Origin of the sequence: Pseudomonas sp. D(2018), assembly GCF_005502555.1 — a bacterium.
Classification (GTDB): domain Bacteria; phylum Pseudomonadota; class Gammaproteobacteria; order Pseudomonadales; family Pseudomonadaceae; genus Metapseudomonas; species Metapseudomonas resinovorans.
On the sequence record NZ_SCOK01000003.1, the window covers coordinates 36,516 to 60,068 of the forward strand.

General features: G+C 66.6%; 15 protein-coding genes and 1 pseudogene. 5 read left to right on the forward strand and 11 right to left on the reverse strand.

The features are described from left to right. Positions 1-31 precede the first annotated feature (31 nt). Complete coding sequence (locus FFS60_RS03465) at positions 32-445, forward strand: response regulator (protein ID WP_137821152.1); 414 nt, start codon at positions 32-34, stop codon at positions 443-445. Positions 446-563: 118 nt separating this feature from the next. On the opposite strand, the gene FFS60_RS03470 is transcribed toward FFS60_RS03465, so the two are convergent. Next, positions 564-2,234 (reverse strand): ShlB/FhaC/HecB family hemolysin secretion/activation protein, encoded by a 1,671-nt coding sequence (locus tag FFS60_RS03470; RefSeq protein WP_137821153.1) that lies wholly within the window; start codon positions 2,232-2,234, stop codon positions 564-566. A 77-nt stretch (positions 2,235-2,311) separates the two neighbouring features. After that, a complete protein-coding gene (locus tag FFS60_RS03475; protein WP_137821154.1) occupies positions 2,312-4,453 on the reverse strand; it encodes a collagen-like triple helix repeat-containing protein in 2,142 nt (713 codons plus the stop codon). A gap of 245 nt (positions 4,454-4,698) precedes the next feature. Here FFS60_RS03475 and FFS60_RS03480 point away from each other — a divergent pair, with 245 nt between their 5' ends. Together FFS60_RS03480 and FFS60_RS03485 are read left to right on the forward strand one after the other, a co-directional pair. Further along, entirely contained in the window at positions 4,699-5,145 is a 447-nt protein-coding gene (locus FFS60_RS03480; protein WP_137821155.1) for a DMT family transporter, read from the forward strand. Positions 5,146-5,230: 85 nt separating this feature from the next. After that, entirely contained in the window at positions 5,231-6,397 is a 1,167-nt protein-coding gene (locus tag FFS60_RS03485) for a GGDEF domain-containing protein (RefSeq protein WP_137821156.1), read from the forward strand. Positions 6,398-6,617: 220 nt separating this feature from the next. Here FFS60_RS03485 and FFS60_RS29355 read toward each other — a convergent pair whose 3' ends face one another. The 4 genes and pseudogenes from FFS60_RS29355 to FFS60_RS03500 form a co-directional block, all read right to left on the reverse strand. Then, the gene (locus tag FFS60_RS29355; protein WP_371926360.1) at positions 6,618-7,355 is read right to left on the reverse strand and encodes a methyl-accepting chemotaxis protein; all 738 of its coding nucleotides are present in this window, start codon (positions 7,353-7,355) and stop codon (positions 6,618-6,620) included. A gap of 126 nt (positions 7,356-7,481) precedes the next feature. Beyond that, positions 7,482-8,549 (reverse strand): annotated as a pseudogene (locus FFS60_RS29360) (cache domain-containing protein); the annotation flags it as partial. A gap of 132 nt (positions 8,550-8,681) precedes the next feature. Beyond that, positions 8,682-11,024, reverse strand: a complete 2,343-nt coding sequence (pbpC, locus tag FFS60_RS03495; protein ID WP_256658032.1) for a peptidoglycan glycosyltransferase PbpC — start codon at positions 11,022-11,024, stop codon at positions 8,682-8,684. An 85-nt stretch (positions 11,025-11,109) separates the two neighbouring features. Then, positions 11,110-16,014 (reverse strand): alpha-2-macroglobulin, encoded by a 4,905-nt coding sequence (locus FFS60_RS03500; RefSeq protein WP_137821158.1) that lies wholly within the window; start codon positions 16,012-16,014, stop codon positions 11,110-11,112. A gap of 141 nt (positions 16,015-16,155) precedes the next feature. Between FFS60_RS03500 and FFS60_RS03505 the strand changes: the two genes are divergently transcribed. Both FFS60_RS03505 and FFS60_RS03510 read left to right on the forward strand, forming a co-directional pair. Further along, positions 16,156-17,511 (forward strand): MATE family efflux transporter, encoded by a 1,356-nt coding sequence (locus tag FFS60_RS03505; RefSeq protein ID WP_137821159.1) that lies wholly within the window; start codon positions 16,156-16,158, stop codon positions 17,509-17,511. 39 nt (positions 17,512-17,550) lie between these two features. Continuing rightward, on the forward strand, positions 17,551-18,009 hold the full coding sequence (locus FFS60_RS03510; RefSeq protein WP_137821160.1) for a DUF2214 family protein: 459 nt from the start codon (positions 17,551-17,553) through the stop codon (positions 18,007-18,009). A 54-nt stretch (positions 18,010-18,063) separates the two neighbouring features. Here FFS60_RS03510 and FFS60_RS03515 read toward each other — a convergent pair whose 3' ends face one another. The 5 genes from FFS60_RS03515 to FFS60_RS03540 form a co-directional block, all read right to left on the reverse strand. Further along, positions 18,064-18,687, reverse strand: a complete 624-nt coding sequence (locus FFS60_RS03515) for an FMN-dependent NADH-azoreductase (RefSeq protein ID WP_137821161.1) — start codon at positions 18,685-18,687, stop codon at positions 18,064-18,066. 278 nt (positions 18,688-18,965) lie between these two features. Beyond that, a complete protein-coding gene (gene speA / locus FFS60_RS03525) occupies positions 18,966-20,879 on the reverse strand; it encodes an arginine decarboxylase (protein ID WP_028630739.1) in 1,914 nt (637 codons plus the stop codon). Positions 20,880-21,011: 132 nt separating this feature from the next. Beyond that, positions 21,012-21,383, reverse strand: a complete 372-nt coding sequence (locus tag FFS60_RS03530; protein ID WP_137821163.1) for a translation initiation factor Sui1 — start codon at positions 21,381-21,383, stop codon at positions 21,012-21,014. Positions 21,384-21,758: 375 nt separating this feature from the next. Continuing rightward, the gene (locus FFS60_RS03535) at positions 21,759-22,283 is read right to left on the reverse strand and encodes an NUDIX hydrolase (RefSeq protein ID WP_137821164.1); all 525 of its coding nucleotides are present in this window, start codon (positions 22,281-22,283) and stop codon (positions 21,759-21,761) included. Further along, positions 22,283-23,353 carry a DUF2333 family protein gene (locus tag FFS60_RS03540; RefSeq protein WP_137821165.1) on the reverse strand — a complete coding sequence of 357 codons (1,071 nt, stop codon included), beginning with the start codon at positions 23,351-23,353 and terminating at the stop codon, positions 22,283-22,285. Before FFS60_RS03540 ends, FFS60_RS03535 begins: the two co-directional genes overlap by 1 nt. Positions 23,354-23,553: the final 200 nt, after the last annotated feature.

Genomic DNA, 23,553 nt, shown 5'->3' on the forward strand with positions numbered 1-23,553 from the left:
CAGGAATATACGCTGGCAGGAGGCCCCACTCATGAGCCAATCCCCCATGCTGCGACAGCAGTTGCTCCTGGTTGACGACGAAGAAGACATCCTGTTGGAACTGGCAGAGATGCTCGAAGGCGAAGGCTTCTATTGCCACACCGCCACGTCGGTCAGGAGCGCGATCGACCTTTTGCTCCTCCATCCCAATATCGCCCTGGTCGTCACCGATCTGCGCATGCCCGAGGAAAGCGGAATGCGCCTGATCCAGCGGCTGCGCGCCCACACCAACAAGCAACACCTGCCGGTGATTGTCACCTCCGGCCACGCCGACATGGACGATGTAATCGACGTGCTGCGCCTGAATGTCATCGACTTCTTCCGCAAACCCATCTACCTGGAACGCCTTGTGGATGTGATCAAGGCCCAGTTTCCCCAGACCCAGTTGAAGCTGGTCAGCAACTGACACCACCGAATCGATAGAGAAAGGCTGCCCGGGACGGCGGCCTTTTTTGTTTTCCGGGTGCAGTCAGATGACGCGTGGACCGCGCGTCCCTGCCCACCCGGAAAAGTGGCGCCAACACCTAAAGCTGATAACTGAAGCTCAAGGTCACCCGCGGACTGCGGTTGCGGCTGTCGAGCGCTTCGTCCGACATCGGCTTGGCGACCTCCAGCGCAACGTTGTAGTAACGCGCATCCCCCAGGCGCAGGCCGGTGGCCAGGGAGGACAGGTGCGAACGAACCAAGGGCTGTTCGTTGAACCAGGCGCGAGCAGTGTCGACCACTACGTAGGGCTGCAGCAGACGCAGCCACTGCCCCTCGCGGCGATGGCTGTAGTTCAGTTCAGCGGCCGCCCCCCAGCCCTTGTCGCCGGAGGCCTGGTCGCTCGGGTAGCCACGGCCGAAGTTCTGCCCGCCGAACACTACCTGCTCGGCATCCGGCAGGCTGTCTTCGCTCCAGTACAGCGCGGCCGACAGCACGCCCTGCCAGTGTTCGCCAAAGCGCTCGCTTTGCACGCCGGACAGACGCAGGCGGGTGAACTCCAGGTCGAACAGTCCGTTGTCGGTACGTGCACCCAGGGCATCCACGCCGCGGTAAAGCCCGGCGCTGAGGATGCGCAGACGGCGGTCGTCATTACGGCTCCAGTCGCCCTCGAAGGCCAGCGCGCGCAAGTCGGTGTCGACATCGACGCCAATGGGGTAGCCGACCACCTCGTAGCGCGCCCTGTCATTGACGCCGTAGAGCCGGGCGCCGAGGCTCAGCCATTCCTTTTGCGCAGCGATGACGGGATGGCTGATCCCGATGGACAGGCGATCGTTGCGCAGCTGGCGTTCCAGCTCCAATCCGTTGGCCAGGCGCAGGTTATCGTTTGGCTCGCTGCGGTAGTGGGAGCCATAGAGATTCAGGCGCGTACCCTCGCTGCCCAGGTACTGGCTGTAGTCGAGCCGGTAATAGCGCTCTTCGTCCTCCCCGGGTGGCACCAGCACGCTCACGCTGACCTGTTCGGCCAAGGCAGTCTGAGCATTGCTGGAGAATCCCAGGACTGCCTGGGCACTGCCACGGTTGTCCTCGCTGAAGTTGATGCTGCTGGTCCAGGGCTTGCGCGAGGCACGGATGTGCAGACGACTGGCTCCATCGGTGGTAGCCGGTGGAGGCACTCTCGCATTCAGGGTAACGCCGGGAATACGGCCCATCAGGCTGGTGTAGCGCTCGAAGGCCTTGCGCGTCAGGGGCCGTTCGCCCTGCAGCCGCGCCACCAGCTTGTCGACGTGGGTTCGCACGGCGCCAATATCGCCGTCGACCTGGTAATCCTTGACGTAGCCCTCCACCAGAACCACCCGCACCCGCCCCTGCTCGAAACCCTGCACAGGCAGGAAGGCGTAGGACAGCAAGTAACCGTCTTCCTGGTAACGGCGAGTCACGCCACGGGTCGCTTCGATCAACTCGGCCAGGCTGGTGTCGCGGCCGACAAAGGGTTGGTAGACCGCCTTCAACTGGTCGGTGGAATAGACGCTTCCACCTTCGATCTTCACGTCGCGGACCCGGATTCGGGTGCTCATCATCAGCGGTTGCGGCTTGCCGGCCTCGGGCACTTTCAGCTCGGGTGCCCTGGGCCGATAGGCATCCGCTGGCAGGTTGGGACTGGGTAGCTGGCGTTCGATTTCGTTGCTGTTGAGGTAGACCGGGTTCTGTTGTGCCTGGGCCTGGTTATGCACCACGCAGCCAAGCGCGAGCAGTACTGCTGAAGCGCGCATGGGTCACTCCCTGATCGCGTAGCGGGAATTGAGCGGAGAGAACGCCGGGCTCCGCGGGGGAGCCCGGCGAAGGAGGGTCAGTCCTGCTGACCACCCAGAAGGCCGGTGCCGAGACTGCCGCCCAGGCTGCCGGAGACATTGCCTTGCAAGGTGGTGTCGAGGCCGCCAAGAACGCCCCCCGTAGCCGGTGCGCTGCTGCCACCCTCGAGCAACGTGCCGACCTTGTCGACAACCTGCCCGACACCATCGACGGTCTGCCCAACCTGGCTCACGACCGGGTTGCTGCTGGTGGCATCCACTTGCTGGCCCAGGTCAGCCACCGCACCACCGACCTGCTGCACCAGGTTGCCGGCCGGGTCGTCCAGGCCCGTGGCACCGCCGACGCTCTGAGTGACAGAGCCGACGGTCTGCACCACCGGGGTCAGGGCTGCACCCACATCGTCGGTCACTGCCGCTACCGGAGCGCCAACCGGGTTGTTGGTCACGCCATCGCCGCCGACCAGGGTGCCGAGGGAAGCCACGGTCTGCCCGGTTTCAACCACCGCGGCCCCCGCCGCACTGACCAGGCTGTTGCTGCTGCCAGCATCCAGGCCGCTGCCGGCGCCGGCCACTACGCCACCTGCGGTTTCCAGCAGGTTGTCCACCGGTGTGGCGAGGCCGGTCTGCTCGCCGATCTGGCCAGTGGTGTCGGTGATATCGCTGACCACGGCGCCCAGGCTCTCTTGCGGGCTGTCGCCACCCGGTTGCTGCTCAAGCAGACCGCCACCGGTGGACAGGGCATCTCCGGTCTTGTCCAGGGTGTCGCCCACGGCCTGCCCCAACGGATTGTCGACGCCATCGGCTACCTTGTCGCCGACTGCTCCCAGGGTATCGCCAACCTTGTCCAGCAGACCGCCCACCGGCTCGTTAAGCCCGGTAGCGCTGCCTACCTTGGCGGTGACGCTTTCAGCCAGGCTGACCACCGGCACCAGCTTGTCGCTGACAGTGCCCGTCACCTCTCCCAGCGGACCACTGGTGGCTGCGGTATCCAGGGTGTTGCCGAGCATGGAAACCTTCTCGCCAACGCCGTCAACCAGGGTGCCGGCCTTGTCGACCACGCCACCGACGGCGCCGCCAAGAACCGGCAGGTGCTGCACGGTGGACGAGTCGGACAAGGCTTTCACACCTTCGCCCAGCGACGAGACGCCGCCGCCCAGGTCATTCACCGCTTCACCCACACTGGCGACCGTGGTACCCACGGCATTGCCGCCCTGGCCCAATTGACCGACGCCGTTCTGGATGCCATCGCCCAGGCTGTCAGTCGCTGTGCCCACGGACTCAACCAAACCTCCCGCGCCGCTGGTGAGGCCCCCGGTTCCTGCGAGGGAAACCGAGCCTACTGCCTCGCCGACCTGCTGAACGGCGTCGCCCACGCCGGAGACAATCGCGCCGGTGTCCTGCAACAGTTCGGGGGTGATCAGGCCAGAGGTGGTTCCGCCCCCAGTGCCACCACCCGTACCGCCGCCCGTACCACCTCCGGTTCCGCCACCAGTACCACCGCCGGTACCGCCCGTGCCACCTCCGGTTCCGCCTGTGCCGCCTCCGATGCCGCCCGTGCCACCTCCGATGCCACCCGTGCCACCTCCGATGCCGCCCGTGCCACCTCCGGTTCCGCCCGTGCCGCCTCCGGTTCCGCCCGTGCTACCGCCGGTTCCGCCCGTGCCACCTCCGATGCCGCCCGTGCCGCCTCCGGTTCCGCCCGTGCCACCGCCGGTTCCGCCCGTGCCACCTCCGATGCCGCCCGTGCCACCGCCGGTTCCGCCCGTGCCACCGCCGGTGCCGCCTGTACCGCCATCGGTTCCGCCTGTGCCGCCTCCGGTGCCGCCTGTGCCGCCTCCGGTGCCGCCCGTGCCGCCTCCGGTGCCGCCCGTGCCGCCTCCGGTGCCGCCCGTGCCGCCCCCGGTTCCGCCTGTGCCGCCGCCGATTCCGCCGGTTCCGCCCGTACCACCGCCCGTACCACCGCCCGTTCCTCCGCCCGTTCCTCCGGTTCCGTCAGTCCCGGTTCCCGTGCCACCGTCAGCGCCACCGTCTGTTCCGGTGGTGGCGTCCGTGGGGGTATCACTGCTTGCGCTATCGACGAAACTCTTCGAGCCACCGCCGCCACTGCTGCACCCGCTCAGGGAAAACACCATCGCCAGCGTGAGAGCGGAGCCCAGGTTGATCCACGTCTTGTTGTCCATTTGCGTCCCTACCTCGTCATGACTACTCGCCGGGGCCCCTCAGCCCCGTACTCCTGACGCCATGACAGTTCAGGGAACAGCCCTCGACAATCTTCGACTTGGTATTAACAGTTTGTATAAGGCGCGCTGCAGGCCGCGTCAGCCGTGGGCTTCAGCGTATCGACGGCATTCTGTCGGGCGATGAATAGCCTCGCATTGGGTCGCCTCGGGCATACTACGCGCCCCTATTTTTCCCGGAGATCGCCATGCCCAAGGCCTGGTGGCTACTCGCCCTGCCCTTCGTCGCCGGCTCATTCCTGCCCTTGCAGGCCGGCATCAACGGCCAACTCGCCAAGCAGGTTTCCAGTGTCATGAGTGCGGCGCTGGCGTCCTTCGTGGTGGGCACCCTTGCGCTGCTCACCGTGGTGCTGATGCAACGCGACCTGCCAACGTTCGAGGCGCTCAAGGGCGTGACCTGGTGGCAGTGGAGCGGCGGCCTGCTGGGCGCCGTGTTCATCGCGACCGCCGCCTTCGCCGGGCCGCGCATCGGTGCGCTGCTGTTCATGGCGCTGGTGCTGGCCGGCCAACTGAGCATGGCGCTGATGCTGGATCACTTCGGCTGGGCCGGTTACCGCGAAGCGCCTATCAGCATGGGCAAGCTGGCCGGTCTGGCGCTGATCATCGGCGGCGTCTGGCTCATTCGTCGGGGATAAACGGAAGCAATGTCAATCTGATGTCATTGGCGCAATGGAACGGCTAAGCTCAGCCGACCTCTGCTGTATCTGTGATCACAAATAGATGACCGACGCCGATCTACCTCATTCCCCAGAGCGATTCCGCCTCTGGCGCGAAGTGCAGGACACCCGCACACGCACAAGGCTTGGCGGCGTCTACTACTTGCTGGCCTGGCTGCTCTGCTGGTTGTTCAGTGCAGCCCCCATGCAGCACCTGGCCGTGGGACTGGCCGGCTGCGCCTTCTTTACCCTGATGCTGGCTGCGCGCGTGCTGCACCATCCGCCCGCAGCGGGCAGCGAGCCCGAGCTGCAGCGCTGGCTGGACCGTCACTGGGGCGTGATCCTGGTGTCGTCCATCGGCTGGGGCCTGGCCCATGCCTGGGTGCTGTTGTCGCCCGAATTCCTGTCGTCCAGGTTGATCGGCACCCTGGCCACCATCGCATTCAGCACCGCCATGGCCTTCAACTTCGCCATGCGCCGACGCCGCGCGATACTGGCCATCCTCCTGCTGTACCTGCCGGGGCTGGTGGCGTTGAGTGTGTCGCCAGACAGCACGCGCGCCGAGCTGATCACCCTCATCTTCTACCTCAGCTACCTGCTGCTGGCGCTGAACCGCAGCCACCGCGAGTACGGCACCATGATTGCCCTGGAGCTGCAGTTGCTGGAACAACGCCAGCGCCTGGATACCCTGAGCCGCACCGACGGCCTGACCCAACTGGGCAACCGCTACCAGTTCAACAACCTGTTCCCGGCGATGTGCGCCAGTGCCCAGCGCCATGGCGGCGAGTTGTCGCTGCTGCTGATGGATATCGACTTCTTCAAGCGGGTCAACGACGAACACGGCCACAGCATGGGCGATGCCTGCCTGCGGGCGTTCGGCGAGCGCATGCGCGCGATCTTCCGCCGCGACAGCGATGCCTTACTGCGCCTGGGCGGCGAGGAGTTCGGCGTGCTGATGCCAGACACCAGCATGGAGCAGGCCCGCCAATTGGCCGAGCTGTTCCGTGAAGACCTGGCCAATCGCGGCTTCGAACTCGACGGCCAGCACTTGCCGGTTACCGCGAGCCTGGGCCTGGGCTGTTTCGACGAGCGCGACGGTGGCAGTGCCGAGGCCTTCTTCAAGCGCGTGGACGATGCGCTGTACCGCGCCAAGGCACTGGGGCGGGACCGATTGGAATTGGCGAAGGCGGAGCCTGGCCCTGCGTCCCTCTCCCCCGACCCCTCTCCCTGAAAAGGAGAGGTGACTCGCGCCGAAGCCTCCCTGCTTCCGCCGCACCGCTCTCTGTAGGGGCGTCTGCACGTCGTAGGAGCTGGCTTGCCAGCGAATGGCCCCGTTTCGCTGGCAAGCCAGCTCCTACAAGGCTCTTGCCCGGTGGTAAGTCTCGCAACCGCTAACGCAGACATAACGAATTCATTCGCCAAGCGGGACAACGTCCCGCCGCCCGCTCCCCTTACAACCTGAACTTGCCCACCTGTTGCGCCAGGTCGCCAGCCAGGCGGCTGAGGGTCTGGCATTCTTCGCGGCAGCCACGCACTTCGCTGGCGGTGGCATGGGCCAGGTCGGCGATGCCCTGGACGTTGCGGTTGATTTCCTCGGTTACCGAGGACTGCTCTTCGGTCGCCGCCGCCACCTGGTGGTTCATGTCGCTGATGCGTTCCACCTGGTCGGTGATGGCGCCCAGGGAGGTGCCGGTGCGCTGGCTGGCTTCGACACCGGTGCCGGTGGCGGCCTGGCCGGCGTGCATGGAGTGCACCGCGGTTTCGGCGCCATGCTTGAGGCGCTGGATCATCTGCTGGATTTCATCGGTGGAGGACTGGGTGCGGCTGGCCAGGGTGCGTACTTCATCGGCAACCACGGCGAAGCCACGGCCCATCTCGCCGGCGCGGGCGGCTTCAATGGCGGCGTTAAGCGCCAGCAGGTTGGTCTGTTCGGAGATGCCGCGGATCACCGCCAACACCTGGTCGATGGACGCCACCTGGCTGGCCAGTTCGCTCACCGCCGAGGCCGCGACGCCGATCTCGTTGGACATCTTCTCGATATGCCCCACCGACTCGCCCACGACCTGGCGCGCCTGCAGGGACTCATCGCGTGCATGCTGCGACGCCTGGGCGGCTGCACCGGCGTTACGGGCGATCTCCTGCACGGTGAGACCCATTTCGTGCACAGCCGTGGCCACCATGTCGGTCATTTCCTGCTGCTGGCCGGCGCGACCGGCGGTGTTGTCCACCACCTGGGCCACTTGGCCGACCACCTTGTGCAGGCGCTCGCTGGTGTCCAGCACTTCACCGATCAGGCTGCGCTGGCTTTCCAGGAAGCGGTTGAAGCCGCGGGCGAGGTCGCCCAGTTCGTCTGCGCGGGACTCATCCAGCCGACGGGTCAGGTCACCACCACCGCCGCCGATTTCCACCAGCGCCGCGGTGACCTGGCGGATCGGCCGCACCAGCCCGCGAGCCAGCAGCACCACCAGCAGCAAGCAGACGGCGAGCACGGCGAAACCGGCAAAGCTGCTGGTCCACATGGCCTTGCGCGCTTCGGCATAGATTTCCGCCTCGGGCACTTCACTCACCAGCAACCAGCCGACGCTTTCCAGCGGGCGGGCCAGGGCGAGGTAATCCTCACCGTCACGGCTGAAGCGAATGGCTTTGCCAGCGGAGGCCAGCAGTTCGGTCGCTGGGCTGGCGCCAAACACATCCGCCAGGCGCGCGCTGCCGTTGAGCGCGGCGTCCGGGTGGACCTTGATACCGCCTTCGCGGTCCATCAGGAACACGCGACCGCGTTCGCCAAAGCGGAAGTCGCGGATCATCTCGGACATGGACTGCAGGCTGTAGCCCAGGCCGGACACACCGAGCGTCTTGCCGTTGCGGCTGATGCGCTGGTTGATGAACAGGGTCGGCAGGCGGGTGCCCTTGTCGATGTCGATTTCCAGCACCCGGTTACGGTCGCTGTCCACCAGCTTGTAGAACCACTGGTTCTCCGGCTGGCTGCGGTCGATGGTGCGTGCCAGGCCCTGGCCGGTGTAGTAGTGGCCGCTGTCCATCACGGCGATGGAGGTGGTGGTGGCGTTCTGCTGGGCACGCACGCCTTCCAGGTATCGGGCGAAGGCTTCGGCTCGGGCCGGATCTTCACCTTCGCTCAGCCAGTCCTGCACCAGGGCGTTCTCGGCGATGCCGGCGTTGGCGGTAATGGGCGCCGCGAGGGTGCGCTCCAGGGAATTGCCAATGGCCTCTACGCGGGCAGGCAAGGCTTCATCCAGCAGGAAACGTTCGGTCAGGCGGTTCATCAATACCGAGTAGATGCCGATGACGATGAGAATGCCGGCGAGCAGGGCTGTACCCATGCTGAAGATCAGCTGCCACTGAATGCTGCGTTGCCAGAGGCGCATGGAGTTGTCTCCTTGGAATGCTTGTTGGAGTCGAGACGAGGGCGGAAGATTGTATACAAACAATTCGACAATTTTCCCACTCTTTGCCAACAAGGCATATCGGCGACCAACGTCAAAAACTTGAACGAACGGTCAGTCCGTGACGGTGAACTCCAGACGAGTGGTCTGTCCGGCCTCATCCAGCACGCTCAACTGGTGCCGGCCACTGCGTCGGAACGCCTGGCTGAAACTCTCCTCCGGCGCCGTGGTGACAAGCGGCGCGCCATCGAGGAACCACCAACGCCGGCCGCTTCCACCCAGAGTCGAGAGTTTGAGCCGCAGCGGCCCGGCGATGCCCGACGGGCGGCGCAGCTGGTCGCCCTCACGCACCCCGACGATGGACAACGGTGCAGCCGGTGGCGGCAACTGCGGCGGACAGGTCGGGTCCACCACGGGTAGGCGCGCCGCACGTCGCTCGCGGCGCGGCAGCCAGGGCTCCAGGGGCGCCGGCCAGAGCACCAGCTCACGCGCCTGGGCGCCACTGCACCCCGCCGCGACCTGGCGACCTTTGGCGTTCACCCAGAGCAGCTGGCGAAGCCCCAGGCCGAGGGGCTGGTCGGCCGCAAGCAGCGTTGGCGGCGTGGTGCCCTCCAGGGTCCAGGCGAAACGCTGACGGCGACAGTTCGGGTCGCCCTTGGCCATGGGCTGGCCGAGGGGCCAGCAGATGGCCGCCACACTCACCTCCGGCGGCTGCGGGTCCAGGGGTTGGGCGATGCCGCGCTGGGTGTCGCGGTTCATCAACAGGTCATGCACCTGCAGCAGCAACGGCGCGGCCGAGGCCAGGCCGAACTGACCAGGCACCGGGGTGCCGTCGGGGCGGCCTATCCACACACCGATCAGGTGACGCGGGCCAACGCCGATGGCCCAGGCATCGCGCAAGCCATAGCTGGTGCCGGTCTTCCAGGCCAGCACCGGGCGCTGGGTCAGCCTTGCACGCGGGTCGCGGTCCGGGCGGGCCTGTCCGGCGAGGATGCGGCGGATGATCCAGGCGGCGCCGGGCGACAGCAGCCGGCGCTCCTGCAGCACGTCCTGGGGCTGCAGGCGCAGGTGAGCGACGCGGCCCTGACGGGCGAAGGCACTGTAGCCGCTGACCAACTCCTCCAGCTTGCTGCCGGCACCGCCGAGGATGAGCGCCAGGTTGGGTTCACTGGCCGCCGGCAGCACCAGCGGTACGCCGACGTTGCGCAATTCCCCGGCGAAGCGCTTCGGCCCATAGGCCTCCAGCAATTGCACAGCGGGCAGGTTGAGGGACATGCCCAGCGCCTCGCTGGCCGACACCGGGCCGGTGAACCCCGCGGCGAAGTTGCCGGGACGGTAGTCGCCGTAGCGCCGCGGCACATCCTGCAGCAGGGATTCGGAATGGATCAGCCCGGCGTCCAGGGCCATGCCGTAGAGGAAGGGTTTGAGGGTCGAGCCGGGGGAGCGCAGCGACTCGATCATGTCCACGTGGCCGAAGCGACGTTCGTCGGTGATGTCGACCGAACCCAGGTAAGCACGCACGGCCATGGTCTGGTGCTCCACCACCAGGATCGCCGCCGAGGTGCGCTCCGGCAGGCGCGCACGCCAACCTAGCAGTAGATCCTCCAGACGACGCTGCAAGGCGGCATCGAGGGTCGTGCGGATCAGCGGCGGGCTGTCGGGTTTGTTCAGTCGCCGCGCCAGCAATGGCGCCAGGCTGGGCTCCTGTCGCGGCGCCAGGAGCACCGGCTCCTCCATGGCCTCTTGCACGACACCCTCCGGCCAGACCTGGAACTGCGCCAGGCGCCGCAGCACCTTGTCGCGCGCAGCCTGGGCGCGTTCGGGATGACGGTCCGGGCGCAGCCGACTGGGGGCCTGGGGCAGCACGGCAAGCAGCGCCGCCTCGGCGCGGGTGAGCTGGGACGGCGGCTTGCCGAGGTAGGCCCAGCTCGCCGCTGCCACGCCCTGCAGGGTGCCGCCGAAGGGTGCGCGGTTGAGGTAGAGGCCGAGGATTTCATCCTTCGACAGGTGCCACTCCAGTTGGGCCGTGCGCCAGAGTTGACGCAGCTTGCCGGTGTAGGTGCGCGGGTGCGGATCGAGCAGCCGCGCCACCTGCATCGACAGGGTGCTGCCGCCGGAAAGCACGCGCCCGCCGGTGAGGTTGAGCCAGGCGGCACGGGCCAGGGCCAGCGGATTCACGCCAGGATGCTGGTAGAACCAGCGGTCCTCATAGGTGAGCAGCGCTTCCAGGTAATAGGGGGACACCTGGTCCAGGCTGACCGGGTAGCGCCACACGCCCTCGGCATCGGCGAAGCGCCAGAGCGGCGTGCCGTCCTCGGCCAGCACCACCCGCGCCAGGTCGTCGCCCGGCAGGGGCAGCGGGAATAGGCGGTCGGCAGCCCAGAGCAGCGCCAACAGCGTCAGCGGGATGGCGAGCCAGGGGCGGCGGAAGCCAAGTTTGAACCAACCTTTACTCATGGAATTCGAATGCGCCTGATCGACACCGCGCCCCGGATTTCATCCGGGCTACTCGGTGTAGCCCGGACGCTCGTTGGTGACGCCTCTACTTCCCTCTCACCACCAACTGCTCCGGCGCATCGCCCAACGCCTGCCAGTTCGGTCGGTACATGGATTCCACCGTGGGCGGCGGCACACGGTAAGTGCCGGGGGTGACGGCACGGGCCAAGTAGAGCAAGTGGGTGGTGCCGTACTCGCCGACATCCAGGGCGGCCACGTAGCGGTCGTCGCGAAACTCCTGGTGTTTGATGGCGGCGTTCTGCATGGACTTCTGCCACGCCTTCACCGCGCTGCTGGCGTCGTCCAGGCTGGCGGCGCTCTGGGCGAGGTTCTGGTTCTCCAGTTCCAGGCCGGCCGGCAGCAGGTCCACCACCAGGGCGTCGGGGACCCGTTCCTTGGCTTCAATGGCCAGGTGCACCAGCACCAGATCGCCGCTGTCCAGGGCTTTGAGGTCGAGGCGCTGGCCATCCACGCCGAGGAACTCGCGGCGAATGGTGAGGTTATCGCCTCCGGCGGGCGGTGCCGCCAACGGATAGCCGGACAACGTCAGTTGCTGATAAAGCGGTTCACTGCCGCCAGAGGCGATGCGAAGCGGCTCGGCCAGCAGGGCGCCGTCCAGCTTGAGCCCCGGCTGCTGGTTATTCAGCTCGCGCTGCTGGTCACCCGCGGTGAGTTGCGCGCTCCAGTTCGGCTCGGGTTTGCCCAGCAGGCCACGACCGGCCAGGTACAGGGCGTTGCGTTCCTGGGTGGACAGCCAGCGCTCGCCGGCCACCAGGTCGGCCAGGTCGAACAGGCGCTGCTCGCGGACGCCGGCAGCCAGGTCGTGCTCCTCCAGCACGGCGAGAATCAGCGCCTGGTCGCGCAGCGGGCTGCCGTAGTCGGCCAGCCAATCGCGGCTTTCGCGTTGCACACGCAGGCCCAGCTCGAGGGCCTGGTCGGCGCGAGGCGCGTCGCCCATCAGCTTGAGGGCCACCGCCAGCTGCACCAGCGGCAGGCCGGAGCGGGCATCGGCGCGACGTTCCCACAGGCTGCGCAGGGCCCCCAGGGGCGCCTGCTGGCTGCGCGCCAGGACGTAACCGGCATAGGCCTGCACGGCAAAGCGCGTGTGGTCGGCATTCTGGCTGTAGCTGATCTCGATCAGGCTGCGCTCCTGCAGGTAGCGCAGCAGCCGCTCGCTGGCCTTCTTCAAGGCTTCCGGCGGCACGGCGAAACCCTGGTCACGGGCGCGCAAGAGGAAGTCGGTGACGTAGGCGGTCAGCCAGTATTCCTCTTCGCCGTCCGAACTCCACAGGCCGAAGCTGCCGTTGTAGCGCTGCATGCCCAGCAGGCGTTCGATGCCCAGTTCGATGGACTTGCGGCGTTTGTCGTCCGGTTCGCCTTCCAGGCCCAGCCGCTTGAGGGAGGCGGCATCGGCGTAAAGCGACGGGTAAAGACCGCTGGTGGTCTGCTCGACGCAGCCGTAGGGGTAGGCCTTGAGGGCGCGCACCTGCTCACCCAGATTCAGCGGCGGGCGGCTGGAGAGTTGCAGCAGGGCCTCGCGCCCATTCGGCTCGAAGGCGTCGAGAGTGCCTGCCGGCAGGCTCCAGGCATCGCCCTTGAGCACCGCGCGGAACTGCTTGAGCTGGGCCGGATAGGCCGGGCGCACGCCAAGGGTCCATTCGCGGCTGAACGGCGGCAGGTTCTCGCCCGGCAGTTCCAGGCCGTTGACCGTCACCTTGAAGCTACCCTGGCCGTAGCCGCCCACGGCGCGCACCGGAATGCGCAGGGTGGTGCGCTGGCCATCGGCGAGCTGGACGGGGGCAGTCTGGGCGCCACCGCTCTGGGCAAGGTCCAGTTGGCCGCTGCTTTCCAGGTTGATGTCCAGGCGCTGCGGCTTGCCGGAGAGGTTGGTCAGGTCCAGCGCCAGGGTGGTCTGGTCGCCACCGGCGAGGAAGCGCGGCGCAGCCAGTTCCGCTACCAAGGGTGCGGCCACGATGGTCTTGGCCTCCGCCATGCCGTAGCGCTCATCGGTCCAGGCCTGGGCCATCAGGCGCAGTTCGCCGTTGAAGTCGGGAATATCCAGGCTGACCTCGCCCTGGCCCTGGTCGTCCAGGGTTACCGGCATGCTTTGCAGGGCAACGATGGTGATGCTGGTCTGCGGGCGTTTGCCTCCGCCGGCCAGCGCCGCGTCGCCACCGAAGGCCAGGGTCGCCAGGCGCCCCTGCCCGGCTTCGATCAGTTGGCCGTAGACGTCCAATTGGTCAGCGCCATAAGCCTTGCGGCCGAAGAGCGTGGCGAAGGGATCCGGCGTGGCGTAGCCGGTGATGTTGAGGATGCCCACGTCCACTGCGGCCACCAGCACGTTCACCTGCTTGGGCATGCTGCCATCGGCGTTCTTCGCCTGCACCTGGACCTTCAGCGGCTGCTTGGGCCGCATCTTCTCAGGCGCGGTGAGGGTGAGGGCCAGCTTGCGCGGCGCCCGTTCCAGCGGCAGGTGCAAAAGGCCCACGGCGCGCTTGGGCGTGACGCTGGCCTTGCGCTCGCCGGGGCGGATCACCAGCGCGCTGACATAGAGGTCGTGACGCGCCCAGTCCTTGGCCACCGGGATATCGAAGCGCTTGCCTTCGGCCGGTACTTCGATGGGTTGCCACCACAGCGGCCCCTCGGCGGACTCCACCAGCAGGTAGCCGCTGCCGGCGCTGGGCGGGGTGACGGTGACTTTGGCGGTTTCGCCGGCGGCATAGGCCGGCTTGTCCAGCGCCAGCTTGACCTGGTCCGGGCGCACTGCGCCGCCTTCGGCGTTGTCCTGCCAGCGGTAGCCGGCCCAGAAGCGCAGGCTGCTGGTGATGCCGGTCTGCGGGTCTTCCACTTCCACGCGGTAGGGGCCCCACTCCACCGGGAAGCTGACCTTGGCCGTGCCGCCGGCTGCCACCTGCACCTGTTCTTCGGAGAGGTTCAGGTACTTCTCGTTGAAGTGGTAGGTCCAGCCATCGTTGTTGGAGTAGTTCCAGTAGTAGTCGCGGCGCTCGCGCACCAGGCGCACCTTGAGGTTGTCGGCGGCCAGCTTGTTGCCTTCGGGGTCGGCCACCAGCAGCTCGAACTCGGCCAGGCTGTCGGCGTCGGTTTCCTCGCCGTCGAACAATGCGCGCAGGCCCGGCAGGCGCTCGGCCGGCCACACCGGCTGCACCAGGCGGCGGGTGATCGGGCGGCCGCCGGACTCCTGCAGGCTGGCCTGGAGGATCAACTGCAGGGGCGACTTGGCCTCGGCCCAGCGGGTCTCGATGTTCAGCTCGGTCTTGCCGTCGGCGTCGAGTTGGGTTTCGTCGAGTTCGATGTCCTGTTTCAACTCGTCCTCGGTCACCGAACCGAACTGGTAGCCGGGCAGCCCTTTCACTGCTTCACGCAACGGTCGCACGTAGAGCTGGCCGGTCAGACGGTTGCCGGAGGCCGGCGCGCCATAGAGGTAACGGCCGGTGACCTGGAAGCGCGCGCTATCGCGGGGCGCGAACGGCTGGTCGCTGCCCTTGAGCTCCAGGGCCATGCGCTCGGGCAGGAAGTCTTCGACGAGGAATTCGTAGAGCTGCGGCTTGCCGTCACCCAGATCGAAGAGCAACTGCCAGCGTCCGGTGGGTGCTTCAGCGGCGAGCTGCAACGGGTACTGGTAGAAGCCGCCCTCCCCGGCTTCCCAGACGAAGCGGCGGCTGACCTGTTCGTCGGGTCGGCGTACTTCCACGGTCACCGGCTGGCCCGCCACCGCGCGGCCATCGGCATCGCGCAGCAGGGCGTTGAGTAGCACGGTCTCCCCCGGACGGTAGAGGTCGCGCGGGCCGAAGACGAAGAACTGCAGGGCGTGGCTGGCCGGGCCGGCGATGTCGAACTCGGCCAGGTCCAGCGCGGGCGCGGACAGGCGCAGCAGGCTGGTCTGCTCATCCTTGCGGGCGATCAGCACTTCGGCCTTGGGCGGCAGCGGCAGTTCGGCGTGGCCTTTGCCATCGGTCTTGCCTTCGGCCAGTACGCGGCCTTCGCCGTCCAGCAGTTCCAGGGCGATATCGGCCTGGGCGGCGCCCCCTTCCAGGGCCTGGGTGAAGACGTCCAGGCGGTCGCGGTAGCGGTGGGCGGAGAGGCCGATGTCGCTCAGGGTGAAGAGCGTCGCCGGGTTGGAATAGGTGTAGCTGCCGGCTTCCTTCATCACCGCCAGGTAGACACCGGGCTGCTTCATCGGATCAAGGTTGGCGATGGGCAACAGCAGGGTTTCGCGGGTGTTGCGTGCGGGCTTCAGGTCGAAGCGGCCGGTGTAGACCAGGTCGGCCATCTTCAGCAGTTCGCGGGCTTCCCAGACGTCCAGGGCACCGCGCTTGCCCCAGCGGGCGAGAAAGCCCGGCAGGGATTCGGTCTTCACGCGGAAGAAGTCCACATCGACCTTGTCGACGTTCAGCGCGATCACCGGCAGGCCTTCGGCCAGGCGGGTGGGCAGCAGCGAGCCACGGCTGGCGAAGCCGACGGTGGCTTGCAGGTCGCGGGTTTCCAGGCGGGTGATGTGCTCTTCGGCCAGGCGCGCGTCATTCACCGCACGCAGGCCGGGGTCGATGGTCAGCACCAGTTTGCGCTTGGGCTCCAGATGGCGCAGGCGCAGCTCCATCAGATTGTCGGAGAGCTCCCAGGCGCCGTCCACCTTGCCGTCCTTGCTGTCCACCAGGTGCAGGCGCTCGGCGAACGTCTGCTCCGGGTCCAGCGGCACCGAGAAGGTCACCGACAGCGCACTGGCGCCGTCGATCTGCACTTCGGATACGTCGATCACCTTCAGCTCGCGGCCGGCGTAGCGCGTGGCCAGGGCGGCGGTGTCGACGGCCGGGCGAGCCGCCTGCTCGATAGCGGCAGGCGGCGACTTGCTCGCCGGCTGCTCGGGGGTGGAGGAATCGCAGGCGCTGAGCAGGCTCAGCACCACGGCCAGAAGTAGTCCTTTCTTCGGCATGGCAGGCTCTCGATGGGGAGTGCGTATAGGCGGCGAACTATAGACCAGCGTGGCGCTCCGGTGGCATCCGGATGACGGCAGGGGCGATACGCCTCTCGAAACGTCGCGCCGCTATACTGCGCGGCTTGACTGGAGCCCTGCATGAGTCTGTTCCTCGACGCCTGGCGGCATTCCCCGACCCACAAGAAGGTCTGGGCGCTGGCCGCTCCCATGATTCTCTCGAACATCTCCGTGCCCCTGGTCGCCCTGGTGGACAGCACGGTGGTGGGCCACCTGCCCCACGCCCACCAACTGGGCGCGGTGGCAGTCGGCAGCACCCTGTACATGCTGTTGCTCGGCGTACTGGGCTTTCTGCGCATGGGCACCACCGGCTTCGCCGCCCAGGCAGCCGGCCGCGCGGACGGTGGCGCCCTGCGCCAGGTGTTGTTGCAGGGGCTGGGCCTGGCCTTGAGTCTGGCCCTGCTGCTGGGCCTGCTGGCAGTGCCTTTCAGCGACCTGGCCCTGGGGCTGATGAACCCGTCGGCCGAGCTGGACGCACTGACCCGCGAATTCTTCCACCTGCGCCTGCTCGGCCTCCCTGCCGCGCTGGCCAACTACGCCCTGGTCGGCTGGTTCCTTGGCACGCAGAACGCCCGCGCGCCCCTGGCCATCCTGCTGGGCACCAACCTCGCCAATATCGCCCTGGCGCTGTGGTTCGTGCTCGGACTGGACTGGGGCGTGGCCGGTGCAGCGCGGGCGGCGGTGATTGCCGAGTGGAGCGGCGCGCTGATCGGCCTGGCGCTCACCCGTGGCGCCCTGCTCCGCCACCCCGGCCGCATCGATTGGCCGGCGCTGCGGCTGTGGCGCAACTGGCGGCCGTTGCTGGCGGTCAACCGCGACATCTTCATCCGCTCCCTGGCACTTCAGCTGGTGTTCTTCCTGCTGACGGTTCAGGGCACGCGGATGGGCGACGCCACGGTGGCGGCCAACGCCTTGCTGCTCAATGGCCTGCTGGTGACCGCCTACGCCCTGGATGGCCTGGCCCATGCCGTGGAAGCCCTGTGCGGGCACGCCATCGGCGCCCGCGACCGCCTGAGCCTGCGGCGCTCCCTGCTGGTGGCCGGTGGCTGGTCGCTGCTGGCGAGCCTGGCCTTTGCGCTGTTCTTCGCCGTTGCTGGCGGCCTGTTCGTTGATATGCAGAGCGATATCACCGCCGTGCGCGAGGTGGCTCACACCTACCTGCCCTACCTGGCGCTGCTGCCGCTGATCGCGGTCTGGAGCTACCTGCTGGACGGCCTGTTCATCGGCGCCACCCGTGCCCGGGAAATGCGCGATGCCATGCTGGTGGCAGTCGCCCTTAGCCTGCCATTGGGATGGGGGCTACAGTTTCTCGGCAACCACGGACTCTGGCTGGCCTTCCTCGCCTTCATGGCAGTGCGCGGGCTCAGCCTCGGTACACTGGCATGGCGTCTGAACAAGCGCGACGCCTGGTTCGCCGGTGCCCGAGGAGAAGAATGACCCTAACCACAACGAACCTGATGACCTGAAGGAGCTCCCATGGGACAAGCTGTCGCCGCGTACCTGCATTTCCTGTCGATCTTCGCGCTCTTCGCCCTGCTCGTCCTGGAGCATCGACTGTTCAAACTGCCGCTGGACCTCGAACGCGCCCGCAGCCTGGTGCGCATCGACATCGCCTACGGCCTGGCCGCCGGTGCGGTGCTGGCCACCGGCCTGGCGCGGGTGGTCTGGTACGGCAAGGGACTGGACTACTACCTGGGTAACGCGATGTTCCACGCCAAGATGGGGCTGTTCGTGCTGATCGCCCTGCTCTCCAGCTTCCCGACCTTCGTCTTCCTCAACTGGCGCAATACGCTGAGCGCCGGGCAAGTGCCGGAGATCAGCCCCGGCAAGGCCAAGGCAGTGATCATGGTGATCCGCCTGGAGCTGCTGCTGGCATTGATCCTGCCGCTGTTAGCGGTGCTGATGGCGCGTGGCTACGGCGTGATCGGCAGCTAAGGCTGCAAGCGGGCCCAGGCAGGACTGCGTCCTGCCTGGCGAATGAATTCGCCCCTAGAGGACCACGTCGGGGAAAGGTTCGGGGGCGAAGACTGGATTGAACGACAGGCGCTCCCGCGCCTGTTGCAGCGCCGCCGCCACGGCTTCATCGCCATCGGCCAGGCCCTGCAGGTGGACGTACTCCACATGATGCAGGCCGATGATGCCGAGCACATGACGCAGGTAGGGGGAAAGGAAATCCATCTGCTTGGCCTTGGCCCCCAGGTAATGCCCACCCGAACTCAGCACCACGAAGGTGGGCCGGTCTTCCAGCAGGCCGTCGCGCCGGCCGTCGTGTATCTCGAAGGTACGATGGATGCGCACCACGTAGTCCAGCCAGAGCTTCAACGCCGCCGGCACCATGTAGTTGTGCATCGGTGTCGAGATGATCAGGTAGTGGCTCACCTCCAGCTCACCGATCAGTTGCTCCGAAAGCGTGAAGGCTGCCTCCGGGCAATCCGACTTTCCCACCACCGCCTCGGCATAACCTGCACAGAGCGGCGGCAGCGGCTCGCGCACGAGGTTGCGCACGATGACCTCGGCCTTCGGATGGATGCGCCGAGCCATTTCCCGGGCCAGTTGGCCGCCGGGGGATGCCAGGTCGTTGGGGCTACATTCGAGCAGGAGGACGCGCGGCATTTGAGGTGCTCCGGACAAACCAGAATTGGCTGGCGGAAATGAAAGCGCCGGATTGGGGAATTTGCCAGGGGGTTGGTCGGATCGCGGCCCAAGAAAAAGCCCGGCGCGGAGCCAGGCTTTTTCATTCACTCGCCCATCAGGGCCTGTTCACGATTGTGCGAGCTAGAGAAGAACAAGGCGAAACTGGCGGAGGAAGCGGAGTTTACGACTGTAAATGAGCATTCCGAAGCCAGTTTCAACGCAGTTATTCCGTCGCGCAGCCAATCGCGGACCGACACTCAGGACGACAGGTAGGACGAGCGGGTCAGCCCCAGCCGCAGGGCGTCGATGTACTGGGTGCGCTCGCGCGGGCTCAGTTTGGCGCTGGCCACCTTGTCGCGGTAGTGCGCCATCAGCTCTTCGGGAGACAGGTGCACATAGCGCAGCATGTCTTCGATGGTGTCGTGGGTTTCGATGCCGGCGTGATACGCGCTGCCGTCATCATTCTGGTAGACGTTCACCGAGTCGGTGTCACCGAAGAGGTTGTGCATGTCACCGAGGATCTCCTGGTAGGCACCTACCAGGAATACGCCGAGCAGGTAGTCCTCACCCTCGCGCACCTCGTGCACCGGCATGCTGGTCTCGATGCTCTGCTCGTCCACGTACTGGTTGATCTTGCCGTCGGAGTCGCAGGTCAGGTCCTGCAGCACGGCGCGGCGCAGGGGCTCCTCGTCCAGGCGGTGCAGCGGGATGATCGGCAGCACCTGGCCGATGGCCCAGGTGTCCGGCAGGCTCTGGAACACCGAGAAGTTGCAGATGTACTTCTCCGCCAGCTTGTCGTTCAGTTCGTCGAGCACCTGGCGATGGGAACGCTGGCGCGCCTTGAGCTGGTTATGCAGGCGACGGCAAATGGCGAAGTAGGTCTGCTCGGCCAGGGCCTTCTCGGCGAGGGTCAGTTTGCCTTCGGCGTATTGAGAGGCGGCATCCCCCATGTAGTGAGTGGCGCGCCAGTAGGTCTCGGTGACCATCTCGGCATCGGTCGGGCCGAGCAGGTCCATCAGCCAGCGGACGATCTCCGGCTGTTCGGCGACGTTGTCGATCTGAGGCACGGCGTCGTTGTGGCGTTCGACGTCAGTCACCTGCATCACCAGCACGGCGTGGTGCGCGGTCATGGCGCGGCCGCTCTCGGAGAAGATGTGCGGGTGCGGCAGGCCCTGGGCGTCGCAGAACTCCTTGAGCATGCCCACCACCACGCCGGCGTAGTCGTCCATGTCGTAGTTGATGGAGCTGGCGTTGCGCGAGTGGGTGCCGTCGTAGTCGACGCCGAGGCCGCCGCCGACGTCGATGTGGTCGACCGGCAGTCCGAGGTTGCGCAGCTCCGCGTAGTAGCGGATGGCTTCCTTGAAACCGTGCTGGTAGTCGGCCAGGTTGGCGATCTGCGAGCCCATGTGGAAGTGCAGCAGGCGCACGCCCTGGTCCAGGCCAGCCTTGCGGAAGCGCTCGACCACGGAAAGAATCTGCGCGGCGGAAAGGCCGAATTTGGACTTCTCGCCACCGGTGTCGGCCCACTTGGAGGACGCCAGGGACGACAGGCGCACGCGCAGGCCCACCTGGGGTGCGACCTTGAGCTCGGCGGCGATATCGATGACGAACTCCACCTCGGCTTCCTTCTCGATCACGATGAAGACGTTGTGGCCGAGCTTCTGGCCCATCAGTGCCAGGCGGATGAACTCACGGTCCTTGTAGCCGTTGCAGACGATGGTGCCGCCCTTCGGCGCCAGTGCCAGCACAGCCAGCAGCTCGGGCTTGGAACCGGCTTCCAGGCCGATGGAGACGTTCTGGGTGGCGATGATGTTTTCCACCACCGCTTCCTGCTGGTTGACCTTGATCGGGTACAGGGCGGTGTAGCGGCTCTGGTACTCCAGACGCTCGATATTGGCGTCGAAGGCGCCGGTCAGCTGGCGCACGCGCTCTTGCAGGATATCCGGGAAGCGCACCAGCAGCGGCAGGCTGAGGCCTGCCTCGCGCAGGGTGTCGACCTGCTCGAAGAGATCGATCGGCGCACTGCCGGGACCGCGCGGGCGTACTTCGACTCGACCCGATTCGTTAATCGCGAAAAAGCCGGCCCCCCAGTGGCGAATGCCATAGACACTGCGGCTGTCGGCCACGGTCCAGCTGGTGCCATCGTCCTTGCGCGTGCGTCGTGCAGACATCGGTTTCCCCCTATGGGATAGAAAAGGGCCATGCCCGCCGGATCGTGCCGGGCGGGCGCTGACAGGTTAATTCGGTCGTGTGACGTTGGAGTGTTGACCGCTGCTATGACGGTCAGTTTAGAAAGCCGTGGCTCAGCCGCCGGATTTCTTGGCCTTGAAGCCGCGCTTGGCGAGTTCTTCAAGCAACAGGTCCACGTGGTCGCCCTGGATCTCGATCACGCCGTCCTTCAGGGCTCCACCGGTTCCACAACGACGCTTGAGCGCACTGGCCAGATCCTTCAGGGCATCTTCGGCCAGCGGTACGCCGCTGACGGTGGTGACGGTCTTGCCGCCACGGCCCTTGGTTTCACGGCGCACGCGCGCAATGCCATCACCAGCAGGCACGGCGGCTTGCTTGCAGACACAGGCGTCGAGAGGCTGGCGGCATTCCGGGCAGTGCCGGCCGCTGTCGGTGGAGTACACCAGGCCGCCCAGGGCGGCAAAGGACGAAGCTTTCTTGACCACCGGCTTTCCTCGTAGGGGTCAGGATAGCGACTGGTCGGCGGGGAGCCGACCGCGAAGCCCCACTCTGGCAGGGGCAGCGCTGCCTGGCTGGGAGGCCAGGGTTGAAAGGCGGCGAAATTTAGCAGTTATCGCGGCGAATGCTAAGTACGAAAATGCGCCATTGATCGACAGATTGGCGACCTCGTGCAGCATCCCGCACGAAAGGGTCCGGGATTCTGCACAAACCCGCGCCTGGCGCGGGTTTGGCAGAAGTGTGAGCGGCGTTTCATTGTGGGGGCGATTTCAATCGCTGAGGGTTGCGCAGCAACCCCAATGGCCCGCGAGGGCAGCTCTGCGGGCTGCTTAGCGAATGAATTCGCCCCCACGCCACTCCACCTACAGCGTGGCGAGGTAGAGCTTCAGTGCCTTGAGGGAGTCCGGACAGCAAGGCTGCTGGACCAAAGCGTCCTGCACGTCCATGAACCGCGCGTCCATTACCTCCTCCGGCTGCAGCTTGAGCGGCGCGTCGGAAACAGCGGAGAACACGGCACCCCAGAGGCGGTTGCCCGGCTCGTCGAAATAGAAGCGGCCATGTTCGTGCAGCGGCACGCCACCGATGCCGAGTTCCTCTTCCAACTCGCGGGCAGCGGATTCTGCGTACTCCTCGCCTTCCTGCACCATGCCCCCGGCGGCCACATCCCAGTAGCCCGGATAAAGCGCCTTGCTCAGGGTGCGGCGATGCACGCAGAGCTGGCCGGCGGAGTTGAACAGCAGGATGAAGGTACCGCGCGAGATCAGTCCGCGCTCGCGCAACTCGGCGCGAGGCAGACCGCCGAGCGGGCGGTCATCCTCATCGACCCAGGCCACCCGCTCGGCGTCGGAGGCGGCACGATGGGCCGCCTCGCGTTCGTCGATCACCATCAGCCCTGCTCCAGCAACTGGCGCAGGTCGATGACGGCGGCATTGGCGCGGGAGATGTAGTTGGCCATTACCAGCGAGTGGTTCGCCAGGATGCCGTAGCCGCTGCCGTTCAGCACCATGGGGCTCCACAGCGGCTCCTGGGCAGCCTCCAGCTCGCGGATGATCTGCCGCACGCTGATGGTGGCGTTCTTCTTCGCCAGGACGTCGGCGAAGTCGACTTCGATGGCGCGCAGGATGTGCGACAGCGCCCAGGCCTGGCCACGGGCTTCATAGAAGACGTTGTCGATCTGCAGCCAGGGCGTCTCGACGACTTCTTCGCTCACGGCTGGTACCTGGCCACTGACCGCGGCAGCTTCCGGGCTGATATCGGTATTCAGGCGCACTCGGCCGACGCTGGCGGACAGGCGTTGGGACAGCGAACCGAGACGGGTGGCGACGTCGCCCAGCCAGTTGTTCAGGTTGTCGGCACGGGAATAGAACTGCGCGTTGGGCTGCTTGGGGTCGGAGAGGCGGGCCAGGAAGCGATCCAGGGAACGGATACCTTCCTTGTATTCGGCCTCTGCAGCGGGCAACGCCCAGCTCTTGTTATCGAAGTTGAAGCGCGGCTCGGCCTTGGCCAGGTCCGGGTCCTCGGTGGACTGGGACTGGGAGCGGGCGAAGTCCTTGCGCAGGGCGCGGGACAAGTCGCGCACCTGGACCAGCACGCCGTATTCCCAGCTGGGCATGTTGTCCAGCCAGAGGCCAGGCGGGGCCAGGTCGTTGGAGAGGTAGCCGCCGCTCTTGTCGAGCAGGGTCTGAGCCACGGTCTTGAGGGCTTCCACCGTGGTGTAGCCGTTGACCATCTGGCGACCGGCGCGCTCGGCAGCCGCCTGGGCGTCCTGCTGCACGGGGAAGAGGTCGGGCTCGCGGCTCCAGTACCAACCCACCACCACACAGGCGAGCAGGTAGATCACCAGCAGGCTGCCGAGGGCGCGGCTCAGCCAGATCCCGCCGAAATAGCTGCGCACATCCTCAACCGAATCATCGACGCGCTCGCGTGCGTCGCCCATACGCTTCTTCCAGTCCAGCATGGCAGTGTCCTTCGAATTTCGATCAGCACGGAAAAGTTCGACCACGCCCCGCCAAGGGTGTCGTGGGCGAGTCCTGCACTATAAGGGATGCGCGGGCGCGGCGCAGTGGCCGCGAGCCAAACCATCATCCGGTGCGCGCGCCTGTTTCGGCCCTGTGGCCGCCGGTTGACGAAATTTACCCCGCATTTCGTGCAAAACCG